This is a genomic window from Actinophytocola sp. (genome assembly GCF_050699915.1).
Lineage (GTDB): Bacteria > Actinomycetota > Actinomycetes > Mycobacteriales > Pseudonocardiaceae > Actinophytocola.
Map to the genome: position 1 here is coordinate 1 of NZ_JBOHGA010000222.1, position 9755 is coordinate 9755.

The 9755-nt window shown below is 71.7% G+C and carries 11 protein-coding genes; 6 read left to right on the plus strand and 5 right to left on the minus strand.

From position 1 onward, the window contains the following. The 3 genes from mshA to ACRDSK_RS27760 form a co-directional block, all read right to left on the minus strand. A partial coding sequence (mshA, locus tag ACRDSK_RS27750; RefSeq protein ID WP_431444281.1) for a D-inositol-3-phosphate glycosyltransferase occupies positions 1-1058 on the minus strand: 1058 nt, incomplete at its 3' end. A 90-nt stretch (positions 1059-1148) separates the two neighbouring features. Continuing rightward, positions 1149-2012 carry an alpha/beta fold hydrolase gene (locus ACRDSK_RS27755; protein ID WP_431444282.1) on the minus strand — a complete coding sequence of 288 codons (864 nt, stop codon included), beginning with the start codon at positions 2010-2012 and terminating at the stop codon, positions 1149-1151. Next, on the minus strand, positions 1988-3157 hold the full coding sequence (locus tag ACRDSK_RS27760) for a L,D-transpeptidase (protein ID WP_431444292.1): 1170 nt from the start codon (positions 3155-3157) through the stop codon (positions 1988-1990). The genes ACRDSK_RS27755 and ACRDSK_RS27760 overlap by 25 nt, the downstream gene beginning before the upstream one ends. Before the next feature lie 156 nt (positions 3158-3313). Between ACRDSK_RS27760 and ACRDSK_RS27765 the strand changes: the two genes are divergently transcribed. Further along, positions 3314-4048, plus strand: a complete 735-nt coding sequence (locus ACRDSK_RS27765) for an SDR family NAD(P)-dependent oxidoreductase (RefSeq protein ID WP_431444283.1) — start codon at positions 3314-3316, stop codon at positions 4046-4048. Positions 4049-4066: 18 nt separating this feature from the next. Here ACRDSK_RS27765 and ACRDSK_RS27770 read toward each other — a convergent pair whose 3' ends face one another. Then, positions 4067-5167 carry a UDP-N-acetylmuramate dehydrogenase gene (locus ACRDSK_RS27770; protein ID WP_431444284.1) on the minus strand — a complete coding sequence of 367 codons (1101 nt, stop codon included), beginning with the start codon at positions 5165-5167 and terminating at the stop codon, positions 4067-4069. 25 nt (positions 5168-5192) lie between these two features. Between ACRDSK_RS27770 and ACRDSK_RS27775 the strand changes: the two genes are divergently transcribed. The 5 genes from ACRDSK_RS27775 (at position 5193) to ACRDSK_RS27795 (ending at position 9126) form a co-directional block, all read left to right on the plus strand. Continuing rightward, entirely contained in the window at positions 5193-5693 is a 501-nt protein-coding gene (locus tag ACRDSK_RS27775) for a DUF2505 domain-containing protein (RefSeq protein WP_431444285.1), read from the plus strand. A gap of 63 nt (positions 5694-5756) precedes the next feature. Then, the gene (locus tag ACRDSK_RS27780; RefSeq protein ID WP_431444286.1) at positions 5757-6527 is read left to right on the plus strand and encodes a MerR family transcriptional regulator; all 771 of its coding nucleotides are present in this window, start codon (positions 5757-5759) and stop codon (positions 6525-6527) included. 57 nt (positions 6528-6584) lie between these two features. Next, complete coding sequence (locus tag ACRDSK_RS27785) at positions 6585-7328, plus strand: maleylpyruvate isomerase N-terminal domain-containing protein (RefSeq protein WP_431444288.1); 744 nt, start codon at positions 6585-6587, stop codon at positions 7326-7328. Then, positions 7325-8182, plus strand: a complete 858-nt coding sequence (gene purU, locus ACRDSK_RS27790; RefSeq protein ID WP_431444289.1) for a formyltetrahydrofolate deformylase — start codon at positions 7325-7327, stop codon at positions 8180-8182. Before ACRDSK_RS27785 ends, purU begins: the two co-directional genes overlap by 4 nt. A 2-nt stretch (positions 8183-8184) precedes the next feature. Beyond that, positions 8185-9126 carry an isopenicillin N synthase family dioxygenase gene (locus ACRDSK_RS27795; RefSeq protein WP_431444290.1) on the plus strand — a complete coding sequence of 314 codons (942 nt, stop codon included), beginning with the start codon at positions 8185-8187 and terminating at the stop codon, positions 9124-9126. 102 nt (positions 9127-9228) lie between these two features. Here ACRDSK_RS27795 and ACRDSK_RS27800 read toward each other — a convergent pair. Continuing rightward, the coding region (locus ACRDSK_RS27800) for a YbaK/EbsC family protein (protein WP_431444291.1) at positions 9229-9755 on the minus strand (527 nt) is incomplete at its 5' end.

Consider the following 9755-nt stretch of genomic DNA (forward strand, 5'->3'; position numbering starts at 1 on the left):
CGGACGAGCAGGCCAGACGACCGGTCCGCGACGGCGACCGGCAGCCCGCCGACGGCGGCCGCCACGACCGGCGTCCCGCACGCCTGCGCCTCGAGCGCGACGAGCCCGAACGACTCGTTGTGGCTGGGCACCGCGACGACGTCGGCCGCCCGGTACACCTCGACCAGCTCGGGCCCCTGCCGGGGCGGCAGGAACCGCACGACGTCGTCGATGCCGAGCGCGACGGCCAGCTCCTGCAGCGAGGTGGGTGCCTCCAGGCCCGACCCGGACGGCCCGCCGGCCACGACGACCGTCAGCCGCTCGCGAGAGACGGCACCGCGGGCCAGCAGCTCGGCCGCGGCCCGCAGCAGCACGTCCGGCGCCTTCAGCGGCTGGATCCGGCCCACGAACGCGAGCACGACCGCGTCCGGCCGGATGCCCAGCGCGGCGCGTGCGGCGGCCCGGTCGCCAGGCGCGAACAGGTCCAGGTCGACGCCCGGCGCCACGGTGTTGACCTTGTCCGGCGCGGCGTCGTACAGGTCGACGAGCTGGCCCGCCTCGACCGCGGTGTTGGCGATCAGCTGGTCGGCCTGGTCGACGACCTGCTGCTCGCCGATCGCGCGGGTGCGCGGCTCGGGGCTGTCACCGGCGGCGAGCGCGAGGTTCTTGACCTTGGCCAGCGTGTGCGCGGAGAACACCAGCGGCACGCCCCAGCGGTCCCGGGCGAGCCAGCCGACCTGCCCGGACAGCCAGTAGTGCGAGTGCACGAGGTCGTAGTAGCCGGGCTCGTGGAAGGCCTCGGCCCGCAGCACGCCCGCGGTGAAGGCGCACAGCTGAGCCGGCAGCTCGTCCTTGCCGAGCCCCTCGAACGGGCCGGCGTGCACGTGCCGGACCAGCACGCCCGGCGCGAGCTCGGCCACCGGCGGCAGGTCCGAGGACGTGGCCCGGGTGAACACCTCGACGGCGATCCCGCGCCGGGCCATCCGGGTCGCGGTCTGGGTGATGTAGACGTTCATCCCGCCGGCGTCGCCGGTGCCCGGCTGCTCGAGCGGCGAGGTGTGGACGGAGAGCACCGCCACCCGCCTCGGCGGGCGATGGAGTCGTACTACCGCACCCTCTAGGGCACCCTCAACTACGGCACTGCTGGCTTCCCGCACATCCACTCCCGACTAGTGGCTGGTGGTCGAACCCGCGAACTCGAGCAGGACCGTGTCGAACGCGTCGGTTCGTTCCGCGAACGGCATGTGGCCCACGTCTTCGAACCAACGCATTTGCGCACCGGGAATCTTCCCGGCCGCGTACTCGGCCGCCCGCGGACTGATCACCTCGTCCCGTTCACCGTGCACGACCAGGGCCGGCACGGACACGCCGGCCAGCACTTCAGCACTGCCGAGTGTTCGCCGGAACAGCGCCGCGCGCACGGCCGGCGGCACCCGCAGCATGTCGGAGACGAGCCGCTGGACGCCGGCGCCGGGCAGCGGCGTGGCGGTCATCCGGCCGGCGAAGGCGGTCAGCGCCGGGACCGCGACGGCCGGGTCCTCGGACAGCGCCGGGCGCATCAGGCCGTCCCATGCCGGGCCGACCTCGCCGCCGGGGTTGCCCGGGCCGATCTCGGTGATGGCGTCGACGAGCACGATGCCGCGCACCCCGGCGGTGCCGCGTTCGCGCAGGTAGTCGGCGATGACCAGGCCGCCGTAGGACCAGCCGACGAGCACCGCCGGACCGGTCCGCTCGAGCACCGCGGCGACGTCCGCCGCCCAGACGGCCGGGTCGGCGTAGCCGCCGCCGGCCGGGTCCGGGGTGTCGGACTCACCGTGTCCGCGCAGGTCGAGCGCCACGAGTCGGTGGTGTGCGGTCAGTTCCGGGTCGGCGAGCTGCCGGGCCCAGGCGCTGCCGCTGGCCGACCAGCCGTGCAGGAACACGAACGGCGGCGCCTCCGTGCGGCCGGCCTCGCGGACGGCCAGCCGCACGCCGCCGGCACCTTCGACACAGCCGACGAGCCTGCCGGTCACAAGGCCGACATCGACTGCCACTGGCTCCACGGGATCAGCCAGTCGAACACGTCCGACGTGGTCGGGAACTTGGCCTTCGAGCCGGTGATCTCCACCGGGTCGCCGACCAGCGCGGTGTCGTAGTACTTCTTCGCGTCCGCCTCGAAGAGGTTGACGCAGCCGTGCGAGCTGTTGACCTTGCCGATGTTGGCGCGGTTCTCCTCGTTCTCGTGGATGAACTCGCCGTGGTTGGAGATGCGCACGGCCCACTTCTTCTTGACGTTCGTGTAGCCGTAGCGCGGGTTGGAGAAGTCGCCGACCGGCTCCTTCGACATCACGATGACGGTGCCGTTGGGCGTGTTCAGGTTCGGGTCGGCGTCCTTGCCGTTGCTGGCCGGGTAGCTCGCGGCGAGCGAGCCGTCGCGGTACACGTCCATCTTGTGCTGGGGCGTGTTGATCTTCACGACCTGGCTGCGACCGACCGTGAACGATGTCGACAGGTCGGACTTGCCGTACGCGCCGTCGCCGAAGGACAGGCCGTAGAGCTTGGCGTTGACCGTCACCTTCGTGTTGGCCGGCCAGTACTCCTTTGGCCGCCAGTCGACCTGCTGGTCACCGAGCCAGCCCCAGGAGCCCTCGACAGGGACGGACGTCTCAAGCTTCAGGGCCTTCTCCACGGCGGCCTTGTCGGTGACCGGGCCCTCGGGGAACTTGATGCTGACGGGCATGCCGACGCCGACGGTGGCCTCGTCGCCAGGGTTGATCGTGGCGCGGGGGGTCGCGGCGGGGGCGAGCGTGGTGAAGCTGCCCTCCTGCGTCGACTCCTTGCCGGACTCGTTCTCGGCGGTGGCCTCGTACTTGTAGGTCTTGCCGTAGCCGAGGACCTCGCCGCTGGTCCAGCTGAGCTTGTCCGCCGCGAGCTTGCCGGCGACCTCCTTGCCGGCGGGGGTGACCAGCTTGACGTCGGTGAGCTCGCCACCGTCGACGGTGATCTTGATGGGATCGAGGACGGGCACGTCCTTGGCGCCGTCGGCGGGGGCGAAGGTGATCTTCGCGGCCGGCGTCTCGTCGCGTTCCTGCTGCTTCCCGGGCGCCTTCGAGTCGAAGACCGCGCCACCGTCTGTTTCGTTTGAGCACGCGGCGACCAGGGAAAGGGTCGCCAACAACGCGACGACCGAGCCGAACATCCGCTGTGTTCTCACCGTGTGTCAACCTCCGCCTGAGTCTGGCCCTCGTATTGAGGACGCCCGGGAGCCGGACGAGGTGCTTGCAGGAGAGTGTGACAGTGGTCATACTCCGGCGGGCACCCACCCGGGATACCTCCCGGTGTTGGATCGGTAAACGTGAACGACATCGACACGGCGATCGTCAGCGGGGCCAGTTCGGGCATCGGCGAGGCGACCGCGCGGGGGCTCGCCGCCGCCGGTTTCCACGTGATCCTCGGCGCCCGCCGGGTCGATCGACTCGTTGCCATCGCCTCGGAGATCGGCGGCACGGCGCTGCCACTTGATGTGACGTCACCCTCGTCCGTGGCCGAGTTCGTCGCCGCGGCACCGGCGTGCCGGGTGTTGGTCAACAACGCCGGCGGCGCACGGGGCCTCGATCCGGTCGAGTCCGCGGACGAGGACCACTGGCGCTGGATGTGGGAGACGAACGTCCTGGGCACGCTGAGACTGACCAAGGCGCTGCTGCCGACGCTCGTCGCGTCCGGCGACGGCCACGTGGTGACGGTGACGTCGATCGCGGCGCGCGAGGTGTACGACAGGGGCGCGGGCTACACGAGCGCGAAGCACGCGCAGTCGGCCCTGCACCGCACCCTGCGCGGCGAGCACCTTGGCCAGCCGGTCCGGTTCACCGAGATCCTGCCGGGCATGGTGGAGACGGAGTTCTCGCTGGTCCGCTTCGACGGCGACGCGGAGCGCTCGGACGCGGTGTACGCGGGAGTCACACCGCTGACGGCGCAGGACGTCGCGGAGACCGTCGTGTTCGCGGTGACCCGGCCCGCGCACTTCAACATCGACGAGATCGTCCTGAAGCCCCGCGCCCAGGCCTCGGCGACGCGGCTGCACCGCGAGTAGCGCGAACAGCGCGGGCGATCAGAGAGTGCAGCCCACGAGGACCGGCTCTGCCTGCAGCTCCACTCCGAACGCGACCTGAACGCCGTCCCGAACCTCGCGGGCCAGCGCGAGCAGGTCCTCCGTCGTCGCGGTGCCTCGGTTCGTCAGCGCCAGCGTGTGCTTGCCCGACAGCGCCACCCGGCCCTCCGAGCCCGGGTAGCCCTTCGCGAACCCCGCGCGCTCGATGAGCCACGCCGCGGACAGCTTCGTCGCGCCGACGCCCGCCGGGTACTGCGGCACCGGCACGTCCGCGCCGATCCGCGCCGCGATCCGGGACAGCACCCCGCCGAGGTCGCGCTTCAGCACGATCGGGTTCGTGAAGAACGACCCCACGCTCCACGTGTCGTGGTCGGCCGTGTCGAGCACCATTCCCTTGCCCCGCCGCAGCTCCAGCACCGCCTGGCGGGCCAGGTCGACCGGGACCTGCTTGCCCTGTCGCACGCCGAGCACCCGCGCCAGTTCGGTGTACCTGATCGGCGCGGACATCCCGCCGTCGGCGAGCTCGAAGCGAACCCGCAGCACGACCGCACGCTCGGTCCCCTTCAGCACGCTCGTCCGGTAGCCGAGACCGAGCTCCTCGACGCCGAGCGTGCGGATCTCGCCGGCCACCCGGTCCAGCAGGTCGACCGAGATCAGCAGCTGCGAGACCTCGATGCCGTACGCGCCGACGTTCTGCACCGGCGTGGCGCCGACCGAGCCCGGAATGCCGGACAGGCACTCGAGCCCGCCGAGCCCCGCCTCGACCGTCCGGCACACGACCGCGTCCCAGTCCTCGCCGGCCTCGACCGTGAGCACCACCCGCCCGTCGCCGAGCGAGTCGATCTTGCTGCCGCTGTTGGCCACCTGCACGACCGTGCCGTCGAACCCCTCGTCGGCGACCACGAGGTTGGACCCGCCGCCCAGCACGAGCACGGGTTCCTCCCGGCCGTCCGCGGCTCTCACCGCGGCTGCCACGTCCTCGGCCGAGCCGGCTGCCACGAACTTGGCGGCGGGACCGCCGAGCCGCAGCGTGGTGTACCCGGACAGGGGAACAGCGGATCGGGCCACGATCCCGTCCGCACCGAGGGGAAGGCTGGTCATGGGCTCCAACGGTAACCTCCGTCGCATGGCAACCAGCCTGGAGCACCGGTCGACGTTCCCCGTCGCGGCCGGCGAGGTGTACGGCACCCTCGTTGACAAGGCATTCCTCACCGAGCGCCTGACCGACATCGGCGGCAAGGACGCGACACTGCTCGCGCACTCCCGTGACGGCGACCGCGTGACCTTCCGGATGCGCCAGGGCGTGGACGCCTCCCGGCTGCCCGGCGCGGTGCGGACGATCATCAACGGCGACCTCGTGGTCGAGCGCGAGGAGCGGTGGCGGCCGGAGGGCGACTTCTACGCGGGCGCCACCCGGGTCACGATCGCCGGCGTGCCGGGTGAGATCCAGGGCCGCTCGCGGATCGCCGGCACCGACTCCCAGGGCACGCTGGTGATCACCGCCCAGGTGAAGGTCAGCATCCCGCTGATCGGCGGAAAGCTGGAGAAGGTCGTCGCCGAGCAGGTCGGCAAGCTGCTGGCAGCGGAGGCCGAGTACGCCGAGAAGTGGCTGGCCGGCGACGCCTGACAGGGCCGACCCGAAGCTGTTCAGCTTGACCTTGACGTTACGTCAACTTCTATCGTGGTCGGCATGGCATGGTCGATCGCTCAGGTGGCGCGGATGTCCAAGGTGACGTCCCGGACCCTGCGCCACTACGACGAGATCGGCCTGCTGCCGCCCGCCTGGGTCGGCGCCAACGGCTACCGGTACTACGAGCAGGAGCAGCTGCTGCGACTCCAGCAGATCCTCGTCATGCGCGAGCTGGGGGTGGGCCTCGACGCGATCGCCGAGATCGTGCACGAGGGTCGCGACCGGGCCGAGGTGTTGGCGCTGCATCGCAAGTGGCTGCTCGCCGAGCGCGACCGGTTCCAGCGGCTGGCGAACACAGTGTCCCGCACGATCGAGGAGCTGAGAGGAGGTGAGAACGTGAACGCGAAGTCAGGCAGCTCCATGGACCACTGGTTCGAGGGCTTCGACTCGGCCAAGCAGGCCGAGCTCCAGGAGGAGGCCCGGCAGCGGTGGGGCGCGGAGAACGTGGACGCCGCCAACGCACAGGTGAAGGACGAGCCCAGCCGGTGGTGGCGCGACCAGCGCGAGCAGTGGGCGACGCAGCTCGACTCGCTGGTCGAGCTGATCGACGCGGGCCGCGAGCCGGTCGACCCGGCGGTGCAGGACGTGCTGGATGGCCACTACCGGTGGATCAGCCAGCACTGGACCCCGAACCGGGAGTCCTACACGGGGCTGGGCGACCTGTACGCCGACGACCCGAGGTTCCGGGCGAACTTCGACCGGACCGACCCCCGGCTGGCGGAGTTCCTGCGCGCGGCGATGGCCGAGTACGCGCGGACCCGCCTCGACTAGCCCCGCGCCCGGAAGAGCTGCAGATCTTCCGGTCCGCGGGTGACTATTCTCGCTCGCGTGGACTTCGCGAGCTTTCTGGACCGGATCGAACAGCAGGCCCGCGCGCTGCGCGCGGCGGCGGTCTCCGCCGGCCCGGCCGCACCGGTCCCGACTTGTCCCGAGTGGACGGTCCACCGCCTCGTCCGCCACATCGCCCGCGTGCACGACTGGGTCGGGCAGGCGCTCGACCTGCCGCCGGACGCCGAGCGGCCCACCCCGGCCCCGTCGCCGGAGGACTGGGAGGAACTGCTCGGCTGGTGGGACACGACGCTCGCCACGATGTTGACCAAGCTGCGGGCGATGGGCCCTGACGCACCCGCCTGGGTGTTCGCCAGCAGCGAGCCGCCGACGGCCGCCTTCTGGGCTCGGCGCCAGGCGCACGAGACCGCCATCCACCGCCTCGACGCCGAGCACGCCGCCGCGGGGACGGACGACGCGCACGCCGTGCCCTCGCTGGTGTTCGACTCGGACCTCGCGGCTGACGGGATCGACGAGGTGCTCGGGATGCTCGCCCCGCACCGCGGCCAGGAGCAGCCCGAACTCGAGGGCACCGTTCTCTTCCACGCCGCCGACGCCGGTCGTGCGTGGCTGGTGCGGTTCAAGCCCGGCGAGGTCCCGGAGGTCAGCCCGGCCACGGACGTCGACGCCGACGCCGCGGTGGTCGGCACCGCGGACGCGGTCTACCGCGCGGCGTGGCACCGGCCGAGCACGGCGATCGTCAACGGCGACCGCTCCCTGGTCGACGCGTTGCGCGCGCCATGAGCCGCCGCTTCGTGATCACCTTCGGATGCCCGGACCGGATCGGGATCGTGGCCCGGATCGCGACGTTCCTCGCCGACCTCGGCGGGCTGATCGTCGAGGCCGCCTACCACACCGACCAGGACACCGGCTGGTTCTTCACTCGCCAGGAGATCGACGCGAGCACGCTCGGCGTCGGCATCGACGAGCTGCGCGCGCGGTTCGGCGAGATCGCCGCGGAGCTCGCCGAGGAGCGCGACTGGAACATCATGGACACCGACGAGCGGCGGCGCGTGGTGATCCTGGTGTCCAGGGAAGGCCATTGCCTCTACGACATCCTCGGCCGCGTCGCGTCCGGGGAGCTGGACGTCGACGTGACCGCGGTGATCGGCAACCACCCCGACCTGGCCGCGATCACCGAGGCGCACGGGATCCCGTTCCACCACGTGCCGTTCCCCGTCGACGACAAGCCCGCCGCGTTCGCACGGCTGCGCGAGCTGGTCGAGGCGAGCGACCCACACGCGATCGTGCTCGCCCGGTTCATGCAGATCGTGCCCGCGGACCTGTGCGCGTCGTGGAGCGGCCGGGCGCTGAACATCCACCACAGCTTCCTGCCCTCGTTCGTCGGCGCGCGGCCCTACCACCAGGCACACCGCCGCGGCGTGAAGCTGATCGGCGCGACCTGCCACTACGTCACCGCGGAGCTGGACGCCGGCCCGATCGTCGAACAGGACGTCATCCGGGTCGGGCACGCGGACTCGATCACCGACATGGTCCGCCGCGGCCGCGACATCGAGAAGATGGTGCTGGCCCGGGGTCTGCGCTGGCACCTGGAGAACCGGGTTCTGGTGCACGGCAACAAGACCGTGGTGTTCTGACGGTGCTCCCGGTCATCGACATCTCCGACGCGGAGCGCGCCGCGCCGGAGATCGAGCGTGCCTGCCGCGACACCGGGTTCTTCTACGTCACCGGCCACGGCGTCCCGACCGCGCTCCGGGACCGGCTGGACGCGGCGAGCCGCGCGTTCTTCGCCCTGCCCGAGGCGGCGAAGCTGGAGGTCGAGATGTCCCGCGGCGGCCGGGCGTGGCGCGGCTACTTCCCGGTCGGCGCCGAGCTGACCTCCGGCGAGCGGGACCTGAAGGAGGGGCTGTACTTCGGCACGGAGCTGCCGGCGGGCCAGGAGCTGCCGCTGCACGGCCCGAACCTGTTCCCACGCCAGGTGCCCGACCTGCGTTCGGCCGTCTTGTCCTATGTGGACGAACTGACGGCGGTGGGGCAGCAGGTGTTGCGTGGCGTGGCGCGCAGCCTCGACCTCGACGCGGACTACTTCGCCGCCGGCTACACGGCCTCGCCGACCGTGCTGTTCCGGATCTTCCACTACCCGCCCGCCTCGCCGGGATCGCCGGCCTGGGGCGTCGGCGAGCACACCGACTACGGCCTGCTGACCCTGTTGGCACAGGACGACAACGGCGGCCTGCAGGTCCACACGCCGGCGGGCTGGGTCGACGCGCCGCCGCTGCCGGACACGTTCGTCTGCAACATCGGCGACATGCTGGAACGCCTGACCGGCGGCTGGTACCGCTCGACCCCGCACCGGGTCCGCAACACCAGCGGCCGCGGCCGGCTGTCGTTCCCGTTCTTCCTGGACCCCGACTTCACCGCGACGGTCCCGCCACTGCCCGACCGCGCGGCGACGGACTCGGGCGGGCGCCGGCGCTGGGACGGGACGAGCCCACTGGCGTTCGAGGGCACCTACGGCGACTACCTGACCGCGAAGGTGGCAAGGGTCTTCCCGCACCTACACGGAGAGCTCAGCGACTAGGAGAAAGTCCTCTGCCGACCAACGGGAACCTCAGGGGACCGTGACGGCACCCAGCCACGATCAACGACGTATCCGAAGCTCTCGCTGGAACGCAACGAACACTTAAGATTCCGGGGAGGCGGGCCGCCCGAGGTTCTCGACGACCTCCGCGCCCGCGAGCACGGCGAGCGTCGGGCCGGGCACGAGCAGCTTGCTGCCCCGGATCCCGCTGCCGATCACCAGCTCCGGCGCGGCGACGACGGTCGGGGCGAGCAGCAGCGGCCAGCCGGCGGGCAGGCCGAGCGGGGTGATCCCGCCGTAGGCCATCCCGGTCAGCTCGACCGCGGTGTCCATCGGAGCGAAGGACGCCTTCCGGACGTCCAGCCGCCGGCGCACCACGCCGTTGACGTCGGCCCGGGTCGTCGCGAGCACCAGGCACGCGGCGAACCGCTCCTCCCCGGCGCGCTTGCCGGCGACGACGACACAGTTGGCCGAGGCCTCGAGCGGGGAGCCGTAGGTGTCGCAGAAGGCGGCGGTGTCGGCGAGGTCTGGATCGATCTCGGCCACACCGAAACGTGCGGCGTGCTCGGCGGGCAGCGCGGCGAGCGCCTTGGCCACCGGGTCGCCGAGCAGGTCGGGGCGGTCGAGCG

Excerpts from the sequence above, each read along its gene's own strand:
- ACRDSK_RS27760 (WP_431444292.1), bottom strand. The coding sequence starts at position 3,157 with ATGTTCGGCTCGGTCGTCGCGTTGTTGGCGACCCTTTCCCTGGTCGCC.
- ACRDSK_RS27770 (WP_431444284.1), bottom strand. The coding sequence starts at position 5,167 with ATGACCAGCCTTCCCCTCGGTGCGGACGGGATCGTGGCCCGATCCGCT.
- ACRDSK_RS27775 (WP_431444285.1), top strand. The coding sequence starts at position 5,193 with ATGGCAACCAGCCTGGAGCACCGGTCGACGTTCCCCGTCGCGGCCGGC.
- ACRDSK_RS27780 (WP_431444286.1), top strand. The coding sequence starts at position 5,757 with ATGGCATGGTCGATCGCTCAGGTGGCGCGGATGTCCAAGGTGACGTCC.
- purU (WP_431444289.1), top strand. The coding sequence starts at position 7,325 with ATGAGCCGCCGCTTCGTGATCACCTTCGGATGCCCGGACCGGATCGGG.